Source organism: Paenibacillus favisporus, assembly GCF_040545415.1.
GTDB lineage: Bacteria > Bacillota > Bacilli > Paenibacillales > Paenibacillaceae > Paenibacillus_AQ > Paenibacillus_AQ favisporus.
In genome coordinates this window covers 143,644-159,597 of sequence record NZ_JBEPLV010000002.1, presented here as the reverse complement: position 1 = coordinate 159,597, position 15,954 = coordinate 143,644, and the positions used below count along the sequence as shown (strand labels likewise).

The 15,954-nt window shown below is 58.0% G+C and carries 14 protein-coding genes; all 14 read right to left on the bottom strand.

Features of this window, described 5'->3' with window-relative positions; all coding sequences use genetic code 11:
• Positions 1-16: 16 nt before the first annotated feature.
• Positions 17-1,021, bottom strand: coding sequence for an ROK family protein (locus ABID47_RS08750; RefSeq protein ID WP_354495955.1), 1,005 nt, complete (start codon positions 1,019-1,021; stop codon positions 17-19).
• Between the two features lie 30 nt (positions 1,022-1,051).
• A complete protein-coding gene (locus tag ABID47_RS08745; protein ID WP_152400932.1) occupies positions 1,052-1,837 on the bottom strand; it encodes a DeoR/GlpR family DNA-binding transcription regulator in 786 nt (261 codons plus the stop codon).
• A gap of 20 nt (positions 1,838-1,857) precedes the next feature.
• Positions 1,858-2,919 carry an SIS domain-containing protein gene (locus ABID47_RS08740; protein WP_354495953.1) on the bottom strand — a complete coding sequence of 354 codons (1,062 nt, stop codon included), beginning with the start codon at positions 2,917-2,919 and terminating at the stop codon, positions 1,858-1,860.
• A 279-nt stretch (positions 2,920-3,198) separates the two neighbouring features.
• Positions 3,199-4,155, bottom strand: a complete 957-nt coding sequence (locus tag ABID47_RS08735; RefSeq protein ID WP_435530600.1) for an ROK family protein — start codon at positions 4,153-4,155, stop codon at positions 3,199-3,201.
• A gap of 32 nt (positions 4,156-4,187) precedes the next feature.
• The gene (locus ABID47_RS08730) at positions 4,188-4,892 is read right to left on the bottom strand and encodes a copper homeostasis protein CutC (RefSeq protein ID WP_354495951.1); all 705 of its coding nucleotides are present in this window, start codon (positions 4,890-4,892) and stop codon (positions 4,188-4,190) included.
• Positions 4,889-6,346 (bottom strand): leucyl aminopeptidase family protein, encoded by a 1,458-nt coding sequence (locus tag ABID47_RS08725; protein WP_354495949.1) that lies wholly within the window; start codon positions 6,344-6,346, stop codon positions 4,889-4,891. The genes ABID47_RS08730 and ABID47_RS08725 overlap by 4 nt, the downstream gene beginning before the upstream one ends.
• Positions 6,347-6,388: 42 nt before the next feature.
• Positions 6,389-7,822 carry a dipeptidase PepV gene (gene pepV / locus ABID47_RS08720; protein WP_354495947.1) on the bottom strand — a complete coding sequence of 478 codons (1,434 nt, stop codon included), beginning with the start codon at positions 7,820-7,822 and terminating at the stop codon, positions 6,389-6,391.
• Complete coding sequence (locus ABID47_RS08715) at positions 7,819-8,838, bottom strand: ABC transporter ATP-binding protein (RefSeq protein ID WP_354495945.1); 1,020 nt, start codon at positions 8,836-8,838, stop codon at positions 7,819-7,821. Before ABID47_RS08715 ends, pepV begins: the two co-directional genes overlap by 4 nt.
• Positions 8,835-9,845: an ABC transporter ATP-binding protein gene (locus tag ABID47_RS08710; RefSeq protein ID WP_145160212.1), complete on the bottom strand. Its 1,011-nt coding sequence runs from the start codon at positions 9,843-9,845 to the stop codon at positions 8,835-8,837. The genes ABID47_RS08715 and ABID47_RS08710 overlap by 4 nt, the downstream gene beginning before the upstream one ends.
• Before the next feature lie 12 nt (positions 9,846-9,857).
• A complete protein-coding gene (locus ABID47_RS08705; RefSeq protein WP_258875328.1) occupies positions 9,858-10,772 on the bottom strand; it encodes an ABC transporter permease in 915 nt (304 codons plus the stop codon).
• Between the two features lie 13 nt (positions 10,773-10,785).
• Positions 10,786-11,721: an ABC transporter permease gene (locus tag ABID47_RS08700; RefSeq protein ID WP_076170525.1), complete on the bottom strand. Its 936-nt coding sequence runs from the start codon at positions 11,719-11,721 to the stop codon at positions 10,786-10,788.
• Positions 11,722-11,845: 124 nt separating this feature from the next.
• On the bottom strand, positions 11,846-13,495 hold the full coding sequence (locus ABID47_RS08695; RefSeq protein ID WP_105441793.1) for a peptide ABC transporter substrate-binding protein: 1,650 nt from the start codon (positions 13,493-13,495) through the stop codon (positions 11,846-11,848).
• Between the two features lie 246 nt (positions 13,496-13,741).
• Complete coding sequence (locus ABID47_RS08690; RefSeq protein WP_354495941.1) at positions 13,742-14,749, bottom strand: asparaginase; 1,008 nt, start codon at positions 14,747-14,749, stop codon at positions 13,742-13,744.
• A 24-nt stretch (positions 14,750-14,773) separates the two neighbouring features.
• Entirely contained in the window at positions 14,774-15,952 is a 1,179-nt protein-coding gene (locus ABID47_RS08685) for an ROK family transcriptional regulator (protein ID WP_354495938.1), read from the bottom strand.
• Positions 15,953-15,954: the final 2 nt, after the last annotated feature.

Genomic DNA, 15,954 nt, shown 5'->3' with positions numbered 1-15,954 from the left:
TTCCCCTTCCCGTTTGTTATGCCTTGCTGTCCTGTATCAATCCGCTCAGTGCGGTATATTTATGCTTTGCGTACATAGCGCTGCCGGTCACGCCCGCATCGTCGTTATGCATGGCGGGAACGATCTTGAGCCGATCTCGGTAATCAGGCAGAATTCGGTTCATCAGCTCCCGCTCCAGCGGCTTCAAAATACGGTCTCCCGCCAGCGCCCCGCCGCCACCGATGATGATCATCTCCGGGCTGTTCAGCGAAACGGCGTAGGACAGCGCCTGGCCGAGCAGCGAACCCGCCCGCTCCAGAATGGAAACGGCCAGCGCATCACCCTGATCGTACGCCCGCGACAAATCCGCCGCCGTCAGCTCCGCGAGGCGTTCGCCCGGAAACCAGCTGCGGAGCACCGTCGGCTCGCCGGACTCTATCGCTTTCCGGGCCTGCCGCACCATACCGGAGGCGGAGGCGTAAGTCTCCAGGCAGCCCGTCAAGCCGCATGGACACGGATCGCTGAGCCCCTCCATGACGATATGCCCCAGCTCCCCGGACATATGGCGGAAGCCGTAGAACAGGCTCCCCTCGTTCACCATGGCCGAGGCGATCCCCGTGCCGATCGTCACGCCGATGACGTGGCCTGTGCCTGCACCGGCTCCATACAGCGCCTCGCCAAACACATACGTTCTGACATCGTTATCGATAAATACCGGCAGCTGCAGCCTGGCTTTCAGGCGGCTGGCGGCCGGAAGGTCGCGCCAGCCGAGGTTGCCTGCGAACTTGGCAATGCCTTCCTCGGGATCGACCAGCCCCGGCAGTCCGATCCCCGCTGCCGCGAGCGTTACAGGCTGTCCGTCTTCCCCGCGGTACGAGGCGACCGCTTCCTCGATCATTGCGGCGATTCGCTCCAGTACCGCATCCGGACCGCGTCCGGCTTCCGTCGGCCCCTTCAGCTTATGAACCACTTGTCCGGCGGAAGTTACCAGACCGCATACGATATTCGTTCCGCCGACATCGACTCCCGCAAACACTTCCATGCTGAGCACCTGCCCTTATTTCACAGAATGTTATTGCGCGACATGCACCTGCACCCCGGATTCTTTCAAACGGCTGCGGAGCTCCTCCCCGGGATCCTCATCCGTAATGATTCCGTGCAGGGCCGCCACAGGCGCCACCTGGAACAGGGAATTGCGGCCGTTCTTCGTATGGTCAAATACGGCGATGGTGCGGTTGGTGCGCTTCATCATGATCATCGCCGTATTCGCTTCAAGCTCGGAATAAGTGCTGGCCCCCTGTTCCGCCGAAAAACCGTCGATCCCCATAAACATCGTGTGAATGTTGATCGCCTCCAGCGTCCTCTCGGCAAGCGGTCCGCACAGCTCGAAGTTTTTGCTGCGCAGCATGCCGCCGGTCAGCACGACCTGAAGGTCTTCGTTCTCCGACAGCTCCATCGCAATATTGACGGCATTGGTCACCACCGTAATATTGCGGCGGTTCTTGAGTGCCCTCGCAATGAGATACGTCGTGGTCCCGCCCGTCAGGCCGACCACGTCCCCCTCTTGCACGAGGGAAGCCGCCATGGCGGCGATTTTTTCCTTTTCCTGGTACAGCTTGTTCTGCTTCTCGTGAAATGGAATTTCCCTTCCGGCGGTGATTCCCGCGGATTTGGCGCCTCCGCCCATCGTGCGGATGACCCGTCCCGATTTCTCAAGCGCTTCCAGATCCCGGCGTGCCGTAGCCTCAGAGCATTTGAAGCGGGCCGTCACCTCCTGAAGGGAAATAGAGCCGTGCTGCAAGATGTAGTCCAATATCTGTTCCCGGCGTTCTTCTTTCGATCCATTTCGTTCACTCAAAGCGATTCTCTCCTTATGGTTTAAATTTTGACCACCTGGGTCAAATTCCGCGGGCTGTCCGGATTTCTCCCCTCCCGCAGTGCGGTGTAATACCCGATATATTGAACCAGCGGCATGTACAGCACCGCTCTCGCCTCATCGGACAGCGCCCGGCCTCCGGTATCGAACACGAGATCGGCAAAACCGGTGTCTCCGCCCTTGTCCGCGGTTATGATGACAACATGCGCGCCGTATTCTTTCATCTCCTGCGCTACCTTGATCTCATAGTCCCTTGCCGTTTCCGACAGCAGCAGGCAGACCATCGTTCCCGGCTCGACGACCGATTTCGGTCCGTGCCGGAATTCCATCGTGCCGAAGCTTTCCGTCCATACGCAGGACATTTCCTTGATCTTCAGGCAGGCTTCCTGCGCCAGTCCGTAATAGGATCCCATGCCCAAATATATGAATTTGTTCAGCTCCGGATGGCCGGAAATCAGTTCCTTGGCGGTTTCGTCCGCCTTGGATACCACGTCTGCGCTGAGCTCCACGGCTTCCTGAAGTTCCTTGAGCTGCTCCGTCTTGCCGGCAGCGCGAGCCATCGCCGCTTGGAGCATAAAAGTCATGCTGCTAAAAGATTTCGTCATGACGGTGCTTTTCTCCTTGCCGAGCGGTGACAGTAAGTATGGAGCGAGCTTCGCCATGGTGCTTTCCTCATCGCAGGTGATGCTGCAGATCGTCCAATCCGGCAAATCCTTCACCGATTCCAGTGCGAGAATAACCTCCGTCGACTCTCCCGAACGGGAAATCCCGACGAGCAGTACACGTTTTCCGGGGGGAACCGCCTGCTCCCGGAACAAGAAGATTTCGGATGACGGATAGGCCGCACCGCTGCGCCCCGTCCATTTACGGAACGTGGAGGCGGCGGTCTGCGCCAAATAATAGGAAGTCCCCGACCCGATAAAAATCACTTCATCAAACGAAGAATTGCCGATAAACTGGGAGATCCACTCCTGCTGCGTCTCAAGCTGCTTCCAGGCAGCCGCCAGCGCATCGGATTGTCCGCCGATCTCTGGATACGTCAGTACGCCTTGAGTCTGTGCCAATGAATATCCACCCCGATCTCATCATATTGGTAGTATTGCGGTTGTTTCTATTGGCATTATATTGCAATACATTGAAATATTCAATCATTAAATTGATGTAAAATTGCAAAATGAACTCCCAATTAGGATCGACGCACCCTCTTCAAAACTCAGCAACTCCAACAAAAAAAGGGCAAATCCATAGCATATATGGATTTGCCCTTCCCTTTTAATTCATATCAATGCTACCTCTTTAAAATGCACGCATAATGCATAAGATAGCGGCAATTTTTCAGCCATCTATTCCACGAACAGCGCTGCAGCCCCGATAATACCCACATCGTCTTTGAGCTCAGCAGGTTTGATGGCGTAAGTGCCCCGATAAGGCTCCATGACCAGCTCCCCGGTCTTCCCGCGGAGCGGCTCGAAGAAGGCGGCCCCGGCGCGGCTGACGCCGCCGCCAATGACGATGCAATCCGGATTGAAACTGTGAATGATGTTCATCAGTCCAAGGCCCGTGTAATGTATAACCTGCTCCAGCGTCTCTTGGGCCAGCTTGTCGTTCATCGCCGCGGCTTGAAACACATGCTTGGCGCTCAGCGGCACACCTTCCGCTTCAGCCAGCGCGGTCATCTGCGTCATGCCTTCCGCCGCCGCTGCAGCCGCCTCGGATGCCTGGCGGGCGATGGCCGTCCCCGAAGCATAGGTCTCCCAGCAGCCCCGCTGACCGCAGCCGCACAGCGCCCCGTTCGGGTTGACCACCGTATGGCCGAGCTCGCCCGCGAAGGAGCTTGTCCCCAGGTACAGCTTCCCGTCAAGAACCAGGCCCGAGCCAATGCCGGTGCTCAGGGTGACGTAAACCATGCTCTGTGCCCCGCGTCCTGCACCGTACACGTATTCTCCCCATGCCGCCGCGTTCGCGTCATTGATCAGCTTGGCCGGCACCTGCAGCCGCTTCTCCAGCTCCGCCTGCAGCGAAATGCCGTTCCATCCGGGCAGGTTCACCCCGTTGCGGATGATTCCCCGGCGGGTGTCGACCGCCCCTGGTGAGGCCAAGCCGACACCGGCGATTTCGTATTCTCCACTCACTTCCGTTATCGTATCTACGATCGCCTGAATGACCTCTTCCGAGCTTTTCAGCCCTGCGGTCGCCTTCTGGCTCCGGGCCAGCATCCGTCCGCTGGCGTCCAAAAGCCCTGTTGCGATTTTCGTTCCGCCGAGATCAACCCCGACGATCATCTTAGGTTGTTTGTCCAATGATTTCACCACAGTAATCGAGTATTTTGTTGTTACCCTGCTGACTTTGCGATGGATTTCACCGTCTGCGCCGCCGCCTTCACCCGTTCAGAATCGAGCGGCAGCAGGTAATTTCCTTCCGCTCTCAGCGCCGAGCCGAAATGGACCTCAGGCACGCCCGTCTTCTGGACAAACTCCGATAGTCCAGGTACGGTCAAACCGTATCCAGCCAGGATACGGATGCCGGTTCCGGCGGATGCCTCGACCAGTGCTTGGATGCGGTCCGTCGACTCCGGCGCGGGCCGCGGCCCTCCGGAAGTCAGAATCCGGTTAATCTGCGGATATGCCGACAACGTCCGGAGCGCGCCGAGCTGATCGTCGATTTCGTCGAAGGCCCGGTGGAACGTCACGTTCAGACCGTCGGCCTCCTTCAGCAGCATTTCCAGCGCTTCGGTATCCACCGTGCGGTCCGGTTTCAGCGTTCCAAGCACGATTCCCGCCGCCCCGCACTCTTTGATAAAGGCGATATCCTCACGCATCGTCACCAGGTCGTATTGGTTGTAGACGAACGACTGGCTGTGCGGCCGGACCATGACATGGACCGGAATGCTCATCAAGCCGACGACCTTACGGATCATGCCCGGCCCCGGCGTCAATCCGCCTTCCATAATGCCCGTCACCAGCTCCAGGCGGTCCGCCCCGGCGTTCTCGGCGACGAGCGCGTCGTACAAATTGGTTGCGATCACTTCCAGCTTCACTCCGCAGTGCCTCCATTTCCAGAATTGGCCTGTTCCGTCACAAAATCGGCCAGCAGCCGGACTCCGTAACCGGTAGCCCCGGCAGCTTTATACCCCCGATCCGCCGGGAACTGGGACGTATTGGCCATGTCGATATGGCACCAGCGCGCCTTAGAGGGCACAAACCGCCGCAGGAACAAGGCCGCCATATTAGCTCCCCCATAAGGGCTGGAGGCCAGGTTGGCCAGGTCGGCGTACGGGCTGCCCAGGAGCTCCTCGTCCTCATCGACGAGCGGCAGGCGCCAGATCGGGTCGCCGTTCTTGCTGCCGATCCGCATCAGCTGCTCGGCAAACCCGGCGTCGCCCCAGATGCCGGCCACCCGCAGCCCCAGCGCGTGTCCCACCGCACCGGTCAGCGTCGCAATGTCGATGATCCGCTCGGCCCCATTCCGGGCGGCGTGCAGGATGGCGTCGGCCAGGATCAGCCGTCCTTCGGCATCCGTGTTGACCACCTGCACGGACAATCCGTTCGGATAGCGGATCACATGCGACGGCAGGATGGCGTCCCCATCCGGCACGTTTTCCGCGATCGGAATGAGCGCCGTGATTCTCGCCTTCACTTCCAGCCGGGTGAGCAGATCCATCGCGCCGATGACGGCCGCAGCCCCGCCCATGTCGAAGCGGGCGTCGCTCAGATCCCGGGCGACCTTCAGGTTCATGCCGCCCATGTCAAACGTGATCCCCTTGCCGATCAGTGCAAGATGCGGGGCATTAGAATCGCCGAAGTATTCGATCTCCACCATGGCCGGCGGATGCTTGCTTCCGCTGCCGACCGCCAGCAGACCGTTCATCTGCCGCTGCTTCAGCTCCTCGCCCTGGTACACGTGCAGCTTCACATTCCGGCCGGCGAAGACCGTCTTGATCCGCTGCACGAAGCTGGCCGGATGAAGATCATTCGGCGCCTCGTTGCACAAGTCCCGGGCCAAAGCGACGGCTTCGGCCCGCGCGCGACCGAGCCAGGCGGCCTCCGCATAGCTGCGCTCGGCCTCTGACTCGATCCGAATCCAATCCACCTGCCCCTTCTTGTGGCGCGATGTATATTTATCGAACACATATGTGCCCAGAAGCCATCCTTCGACCCAGGCGACGGCCGCCTGTTCGGGCCATTCGCCTTCCCCGAAAATGTCACGGAGGGCCGTACCGTCGATCGACGCGGTTCTCAAAGACGCTTTGCGGATTTCGCGGCCCGCCCCGCCGGCGGCTTCCCGCAGCGTCTCCATGCCGAATTTGTCCCGGCTGCCCAGACCGACAACGAGAATATCCTGCTCCCCGTGCCGTCCGTAAAACCAATGGACGGCGCCGCGGCCGCCCATCCCTTCGCGAAGGGTGAGCCCGGTGGGTTCGCCTTCGCTGTCCTCAAACACCGGATAGATCGTTACATCCGCCGGTTGCCCTGTTCCTGATATCAATTCCATCAGCTGTACATTCCTTTACAAGAATTTTGGTTAAGCCGCAGATTATAGGTTCAGATTGGCCAGCTCATGCATCGCCCGGGCATAGATTGCCGTCGAGCGAATCAGTGCATCGATGTCGATATGTTCGTTCCTTTGATGTGCCGAATTGGCCATGCCCGGAAATACCGGGCCAAAAGCGACGCCGTTTGCGATATACGCCGCATAAGTTCCGCCGCCGGTTGACAGCAGCTCGGCCGGCTGCCCCGTCTCCGCCTCGTAGACCCGCTGCAGCGCTTCGATCATCGGATGATCGTCCGGCACGCAGTGCGGATGTTTCAAGCTCGGCGGTTCGATTTCAAGGCCGCAGGCCGAGGCCCGGACCCCGATGCTCTCCAGAATATCCGCTTGATTTCCGCACACCGGATATCTCAGGTTGATGTGAAAATACGATTCTCCTTCCGGATCATACTGCAGCAGCCCTGTGTTGACCGTCAGCGGTCCGGTGATCTGGTCTTCCATCGCAATGCCGAAGGCACGCCCGTGAATATCGCCATACATCAGCGCATCGACCGTATGGAGATAATGCTCCGCACTCGAAGGGAACGAGAACTCCTTCAGAAAATGGATCAGCTTGAGGCCTGCATTAATGCCGAGCTGCGGCTCCATGCCATGGGCCGTCTTACCGGTTAGCGACAAGCTCGCCGTCTGCCCGTCTGCATCGATCTCAAAGCTTCCCTTCAGCCCTTCCGACGCGCAGTAGTCCTCATAAGCCTTCTGCATCGCACTCAGGCTGCCTGCATCTCCCGCTACCTCGGCGCGCGCCCCTTCTGGCACGCTGTTGGCCACCTCGCCGGCCGTGAACAACCGCAGCCGATACTCGTAGCCGGACGAATCGCTCTCCTCGATCGGCTTAAAGAGCAGCCGGGTATTGATCTGCCCCTTCTCGGCCCGAACGATCGGAAAATCGGCATCCGGTGTAAATCCGCAAATCGGTGCCGGCTCCAGCTCGTTATATTTCTGCATGCACTTCCCTGTCCGCTCCTCGTCCGTTCCAAATATAAGACGGATCCGGTGCTTCAGCGGAAGTCCCATGTCTTTGACAATTTTGAGTCCGTAAAACGCAGCCATCGCCGGGCCTTTATCGTCCTCGGCGCCGCGCGCAAAAATTTTGCCGCCCCGGACGGACGGCTCGAACGGAGGGGTCGTCCACTTCCCGGATGCCGGAACGACGTCCAGATGGCTCAGAACGGCCACATATTTCTCGGCCGATTCCGGGCCGAATTCAGCGTATCCAACATATCCGTCCAGGTTCCGGACACGGAAGCCTTCGGCGGCGCACAGGTCCAGCATATATTGCAGTGCCTCCGCAACACCTTGGCCCATCGGCTGCCCGGGGCCGCTGGTGTCCGGATCATAGACACTGTCGATTCTCAGAAGTCCGGACAGATCTTCAATCAAGGCCTCTTCCCGCTCTTCGGCCATTTCGTACCAGCTCATGCGCCGGCTCCCTCCTTATTTACAGTCATATTTTTACTTGGATCATACAGATGACACGCTACCCAGTGCCCTTTTTCCGCTTCCTGCCATATAGGCGTTTCCGCAGCGCACAGCTCCGTGGCAAACGGGCAGCGCGTCCGGAATCGGCATCCGCTCGGCGGGTTGATTGGGCTTGGCAGGTCTCCCTGCAGCACCATGCGTTCCCGGCCGCGCTCCAGCTTCGGATCGGGGATCGGGATCGCCGAAAGCAGCGTTTTGGTGTATGGATGCAGCGGATTCTCAAACAGCTCGTCGCTGCTCGTAAGCTCCACCATGCCCCCGAGGTACATCACCCCGATGCGGTCGCTGATATGCTTCACCATCGACAGGTCATGAGCGATGAACAAATACGTTAATCCCAGCTCCTGCTGCAGCTTCTTCATCAGGTTCACGACCTGTGCCTGGATCGATACATCCAGCGCCGAAATCGGCTCATCAGCGATCACGAACCGCGGATGAACCGCAAGCGCCCGGGCGATGCCGATCCGCTGGCGCTGGCCGCCGGAGAATTCGTGCGGGAACCGCTCAGCGTGGCTGCGGTTTAGTCCGACCGTCTCCAGCAGGTCGTAGACCATCTGCTGGCGCTCCTTGCGGTTCTTGGCGATGCCGTGGGCGTCAATGCCTTCGGCAATGATGTCGGTCACCGTCATCCGCTGGTTCAGCGACGCATACGGATCCTGAAAGATCATCTGGATGCTCCGGCTCAGCTTCTTCCGCTCGGCACTGGATTTACGGCCGTGCACCGCCTCGCCGTCAAAGCTGACCGTCCCCTCCGTCGCTTCATAGAGACGGATCAGCGTGCGGCCCAGCGTCGATTTGCCGCAGCCCGACTCGCCGACAAGACCGAAAGTCTCCCCCGGATAAATGTCGAACGAGACGTCGTCCACCGCTTTCAGAATCTGTCCGCGGCCCACGTCAAAATGCTTCTTCAAATGCTTGACCTCGACCAGCGGTTTTGTCCCCTTCTCGTGCTTCATGGCCGATCACCTCCCGCAAGCGGACTCTGCACTTTCGGTGCCCGGCTGTCCTGCAGCCAGCAGGCCGCGCGGTGCGTCTCCGAGTGCTCTGTATATTCTGGCATATATTCGTGGCAAATTTCCATGGCGTACGGACAGCGTGCCGCAAACGGGCATCCCTTGGGCGGGTCGCTGAGGTCCGGCGGCGTGCCGGGAATAGCTGTCAGCTCCTCCGATTTCTCATTCAGCTTCGGCATGGAAGCGAGCAGTCCCCAGGTATACGGATGCTTGCCTTCGTAAAAGATTTCGTCTACCGTACCGGTTTCCACGATTTTACCGGCGTACATGACCGCTACGCGCGACGCCATATTCGCGACTACGCCCAGATCGTGCGTGATCAGCACGATGGACGTGTCCAGCTCCTGCTGCAGCTTCTTCATCAGCTCCAAAATTTGCGCCTGGATCGTCACGTCGAGCGCGGTCGTCGGCTCGTCGGCGATCAGCACCTTCGGGTTGCACGCCAGTGCAATCGCGATGACCACGCGCTGGCGCATGCCTCCGGACAGCTGGTGCGGATACTGCTTCAGCCGCTTGTCCGGATTCGGGATGCCGACCTGGTCCAGCAGCTCCACCGCCCGCCGGTTGGCTTCCGCGCCGCCGAGCTTGCGGTGCTTCTTCAGCACCTCGGTGATCTGCTTGCCGATCGTCATCGTCGGGTTCAGCGACGTCATCGGGTCCTGAAAGATCATCGAGATGTCCCGGCCCCGGATATCCTGCATCTGCTTTTCCGGCAGCGACGCGATATCCTTGCCTTCAAAACGGATCGAGCCGTGTTTAATTTTTGCGGACTTCGCCAGCAGCCTCATGATGCTTTTGGAAGTCACCGATTTGCCGGAGCCGGATTCCCCTACAATCGCCAGCGTCTCGCCCCGGCCCAGGGAAAAGCCGACGCCGCGCACGGCCTGCACTTCGCCCGCATATGTGAAAAAGCTGACCTGCAAATCCTGCACTTCGAGCAAATTGTCCATTCTCTCTTCCCCCTATTTCCGCATTCTCGGATCCAGCGCATCCCGCAGCCCGTCACCCAGAATATTGAACGTTACCATAATGAGGACGATGACAATCGAAGGGTACAGCAGCAGGTATGCCTGCGTATTCAAGGATGCGAAGCCGTCGTTAATCAGCACCCCGAGCGAAGACATCGGTGACTGAAGTCCAAGGCCGATAAAGCTCAGGAACGCTTCGGTAAAGATCGCCGACGGAATCGTGAACATCGTGTTGATGACGATGATGCCGATCGTGTTCGGAATCAAATGCTTTGTAATGATGCGCCCGGTGGACGTGCCCAGCGTGCGGGCCGCCAGGACGAATTCCTGCGACTTCAGCTTCATAATGTGTGCCCGGACCAGCCGGGCCATGTTGACCCAGCCCGTAATGGACATCGCGACCATGATGGTCACGATCCCCGGCTTCATCACCATCATCAGCAGGATGATAATGATCAGGCTCGGAATCCCGGTCAAAATTTCGACGATCCGCTGCATCACGTTATCGACTCTTCCGCCGAACAGGGCGGAAATGGCGCCGTAGGCAACCCCGATGACGAGGTCGAGCGCGGCGGCGAGCACGGCGATCAGGAGCGATACGCGCGTTCCCTGCCATACGCGGGCCCATTGGTCCCGGCCGAATTTATCGGTGCCGAACCAATGATCGGCGTTCGGTTTTTGATAGACGGCATTATAATCGGTAGAGTAATAGTCGTGATGTCCGATCCACGGACCAACGATCGCCAGCAGCAGCATGATGACCAGGATGACCAGGCTGACGATCGCTGCTTTATTTTGACGAAGCCGCCTCCAGCTGTCCTGAAAAGCAGTTAAGGATTTGCCCGAAATCTTCTCCCGTTCGTCCGGCTTTGCGGCGGCCGGCTTAAACAGCGCATCCACGTTATCCATTTGCGTCATGTCCTCACTCCTTTCCCGATGCCAGACGGATCCGCGGATCCACCAGGCCGTACAGCAGATCCACGATCAGCATGACGAATACATAGAAGGCGCTGTAAAAAATCGTGATCCCCATAATCGTGGAATAATCGTTCATTTTGATCGAATCGACGAACAGGCTCCCGATCCCCGGAATCCCAAAAATATTCTCAATGACGAGCGAACCTGTCAGCAAATTGACTACGATCGGACCAAGAATCGTAATGACCGAAATGAGCGAGTTGCGGATCACATGCTGGAACATGATGCGCGCGAACCCGAGCCCTTTTGCTTTAGCCGTCGTGACATAATCCTGCTCAAGCACCTCCAGCATCTCTGTCCGTACAAACCGGGCGATCAAGGCGATGACGCCGACGCAGAGCGCAATGGACGGCAGGATGGAGCTGGGATAGCTCTCCCAGAATGCGACCGGCAGAAGCCCCCATTTGAGCCCGACAAAATACTGCAGCAGCGCCGCAAGCACGAAATTCGGCACCGACACGCCGAGAACGGCGATAATCATGGTGGCGTAGTCCCAGCCGGAGTTATGGCGGTAAGCGGCGATGATCCCGAGGATCATGCCGATGGCCAGTCCCAGCAGAACCGCTTGCAGACCGATCAAGGCCGAAGGTCCGATCCGGCTCATGATGATGTCCTTTACAGGTTGACCGGTGTAGAAAAACGACGTTCCCAAATCGCCTTTGACAATATTTTTTAAATAGTTCACGTACTGCACGCCAACGGGCTTGTCCAAACCGTAGCTGGCATAAATCATCTGTCTTTGTTCCTGCGGCAGCTGCTGAAGCTTCTCTTCATCGAACGGAGTGCCAGGCAGTGCTTTCATCAGGAAAAAGGTGGCGGTCGTAATAATAAACAACGTCAGCAGTAAGTATACGATCCGGATGCCGATATACCGTTTCAATGTTGCACCTCCCAATACGCGGGGCCTTCAAAATTTTCATTACGTCCCGGAGCTTGATCCAGGAAAGGGAAAGAGAGAAGCCGCGCTTCTCTCCTCTCCCGATACATGCCCATGTGAAGCGGCATTACTTGATGCTTGCATATTTAAAGTCAACCGGGTTGCCGTATGGATGGTAGTCCAGTCCTTCGACTTTATCGCTCAGCAGGTAGGAGTATCCGCCGAAGTAGATCGGAACGACCACGACGTCTTCTGCCGTCAGAATTTTCTCGGCAGCCAGCAGCATGTCGATCCGTCTTGCTTCGTCCGTTTCTTTCTTGGCGTCAGTGATCAGCTTGTCGTACTTCGGATTTTCATAGTTACCGCGGTACGGCGTGTGGTTTGCCCACAGATCCAGATACGTCATGGCATCATCATAATCGGCGCCCCATGCGGTAATCGCCATCTGATACTGGCTGTTATCCATCAGCTGTCCGCGGGCTTTCGCCGTTTTGGTGTCGATGGCCACGTCGATGCCGAGGTTTTTCTTGAACTCGCTCTGCATAAAGGTAGCGACGTCCTTCGTTTCGGAGGTGTCCGCTACGAGCATCGTAATTTTAGGCGCTTTACCCAGCTCTTTAACCCCTTGCTCCCAATAGGATTTGGCTTTGGCCGCATCCGGCGTGATCAGGTCGCCCTGCATTTCGCGGAAGCTTTTGCCTCCCGTTGCGCTCATTTGGTCCGGAATCAGTCCTGTAGCGGCCTTGGAACCGTTGTTCAGCACCTGGTCCGCCAGCAGTTTGGAGTCGAAGCCGTATTCCAGCGCCTTGCGGATGTTGATGTTGCTCACGCCGTCCGCCTTCAGGTTGAACTGCAGGTACGTCGTTCTGAAGTTGATGCCTGTTCCGAATCCAGGATCGGACTTGGAGGCATTGACATCGGAAGACTGCAGCAGCACGCGGTCAAGCTGTCCGGCTTTGTAAGCGTTCAGCGCCGTGCTCTTTTCCTTGATGACTTTCAGGTCCACTTTGTCCACCTTGACGTTCGCAGCGTCCCAGTAGCCGGCATTCTTCTCGAGCACCGCACCGCTGGCGGCATCGACCGAAGTCAGCGTGTAAGGACCGTTGAACAGCATGTTTTGCGGGCTCAGCGCATAGCTTTCGCCCTGGGACTTCACGAATTCCTCTTTCATCGGGAAGTACGGAGCCAGCGAAGTCAGTCTCAGGAAGTAAGGCGTCGGCTGCTTCAAATGAACGACCAGCGTCTTGTCATCCTTCGCTTCGATGCCGACTTTGTCCGCCGAACCGCCTTCTGCGTACTCGGCTGCACCCACGATGTAGTCCGTCATAATAAAGGAATAGCCGTTGGTTCCGGTTTTCGGATCCATTTCACGCAGCCAGGCGAACTTGAAATCGGCTGCCGTTACCGGCGATCCGTCGCTCCATTTGGCGTCAGCGCGCAGCTTGAACGTATACGTCAGCTTGTCTTCGGACAGCTCCGAGCTCTCTGCCATGGCCGGCTGGGGCTCGTTCTTCGGATCGAGGCGGTACAGCCCTTCTCCGATATTGTTCAGCACCGTAAACGATACGTCGTCGGATGCCGCCCATTGATTCAGGTCTTTAATTTCGCTTTCTACGGACAGTCTCAGCTCTTTGGACGCCGTCTGTGCGGCATTGCCCGTGTCCCCCGTCGTGCCCGAGCTCGCGCCTTTACTGTCGCCGCCGGTGAACGAGCATCCTGTGAAAATGGCCGATACGACAAGCAGCGTCGCCAGCAAGCTTACCTTTTTCCTTTTCATTGCATGTCCCACTCCTTTATGTCCCCTTTGTGAATGTATGATTGCACCGCCGTTTCCGAAGGAAGCCGCGGGTGAATCCGAATCTCTTATGCTCATTCATGCTGAAGAACTTCCGGTACTGCGTGTCAATGGCAATCAGGTGCTTGGTCTCTCCTGCTTCCTCTATTCGTTACTGCCGAAATGCTAGTTTCGTAGATCGAAGCATTTTTCGAAAAAGGAGAGTATTAATTTATTAGAAGCTTGCGTTTACTTACCTGCCAGGGTAAAAGCGGCTCTGCGCTCGCCGACTACAATGTGGTTGTCGTTCTTGATTTCCTTTGGAACGACCGTATACAGACGGTCAATCGTGGCCTGGTTGCTGTATCCGATTTGCTCGAGGATCGAAGCAACGGCGATCGGCCACGGTGTCTCCGAGCCGTCGATCACTTTCAGCGCAAAAGCGACGCGTTCCCGAATTAAAGAGAAGCAGTAGACACCTTTGGCTCCTCCCTTGGCGACGATGTTGTCGTCCCGCAGCAGCTCCGAGCAGATAAACTGATGGCTCGCGATACTGTCCGGCGCCGCGTGCATATAGCGGACCATGCGCTGCACGGCTTCCCGCGTTCCGGCATCACGGATCAGCTCTGGGCAGGCCAGCTTCAGGTATGCCGTGGCGATCGATTTCAGCGGCAGCGCAAAGATCGGAAATCCGCAGCCGTCAACGCCTACTTTAATCTGATCGACCGGATATTCGGCCATGTCCGCGAGTGTGTGAAGGATGTCCTGCTGCAGCGGATGCGATGGCTGCCAGTAAGTCTCGGTCGGCAAGCCCATCTCCCTCGCCGCGGCCAGAATGCCAAGATGCTTGCCGGAGCAATTATGATACAGCTTGCGCGGCGGTTTATTTTCCCGCATGAGGGCGAACTTCGGCTCATCGTTCAGCGGATAGGTCGGGCAGCACAGCAGCTGCTCTTCTTTGAGGCCGGTTTTGGCCATAATGGATTCCAATGCTTCGATATGATACGTTTCGCCCCGGTGGGAGGCGGCGAACATGGCGGCTTCCGCATCCGTCAGCCCGTACTTTTCGGCGATGTTCTGCTTCATAACCGGGATCGCCTGGAACGGCTTGGCCGCCGAACGCAGGAAGGTCATATGCTCCGCATCGCCCACCTCATAGATGACATCTCCTTGATCCGATACGCCGCATAGCACGCCGAGATGCACGTTCTCCAGCACGCCGCCGCGGTATTCCTCCACCAACGGTTCCAATTTCATACGTCAACACCCGCTTCGTTAAATTTAGTCTGCCTGCTCCATCTGTCTGTCGATGTCCAGGAACAGGTTTTGGGCCAGTATGCCCGATCCGATCACCACGCCGTCGCTCTCCAGAGACGAGTAGACGATCTGGAACGTTCCGCGCAGCGGCTCCCACACAAATTGATCCATGCATTTGTCCGAAATGAAGTCCCGGACTTCAGGGAAGCTTTCCACCAGCTTGCCGGTCAGAATCACCGTATCCGGGTTGTATACGCAGGCGATGTTGCTGACCGTGACCGCTACGAAAGTCATGGCCCGGTCCACAATGCTCGCCGCCCAATACTCTCCGTCCTTCCTCGCCTGGAACAATTCCTCCAGCGTTCCGATCGGTTTGATTTTGTTGGCCTGCTCAACAAGCGACGCTTCGGCGATATAGGTCTGCAGGCAGCCGACCTTGCCGCACTCGCACAGAAGGCCTCCCGGGTCTACTACCGTATGCCCGATTTCCCCGGCACTGTTCGTCTCCCCGCGATAGATTTCCCCATCGATGATCAGGGACGAGCCGACCCCGCTGCCGAAGCCGATCAGCACCGAGCGGCTCGATCCTCTCGCCGAGCCATATTGGTGCTCGGCCAGCGCACGGACTTTCAGCTCGTTATCCACGGCGACCTCAAATCCGGTCAGCCGCCGGAGCTCCCCGGCGATGTCGGTCTGCTTCCAGCCGAGCTGCGCGGACAGTACCACGCTGCCCCCGGCGTAGTCGACAATGCCCGGCAGTCCGACGCCGATGCCGACCACCTTGCGGCGGTCGATGTCCTCCGCCTGGATCAGCTCCTCTATGGCCGAGGCGATACGCTCCAGCGTTGCCTTCGGCGTTTCGCGGGAATCGCGCATTACCTGCGTGCTGTGGACCACCTTGCCATCCAGGTCCACAATGCCGATCCGGATGCCGCTGCGGTCGATTTCAACGCCCACGGAGAGCACCGAGCCGGGATTCACGTGCAGCATCACAGCTTTCCGTCCGACGCCGGTCGTCGTCTGCTCGATCTCATGCATAAAGTCCTGCTGGTACAGCTCGGAAACGATCCGGCTGACCGTCGTGGGACTCATTCCTGTCAGTCTAGCGATCTCGGCACGGGACAGGGGCGAGTGTTTACGGATCAGTTCAAACACCGTACTTCTGTTTTTCCTCCGGATATAATCCTGATCGTGCTTCTGCATCG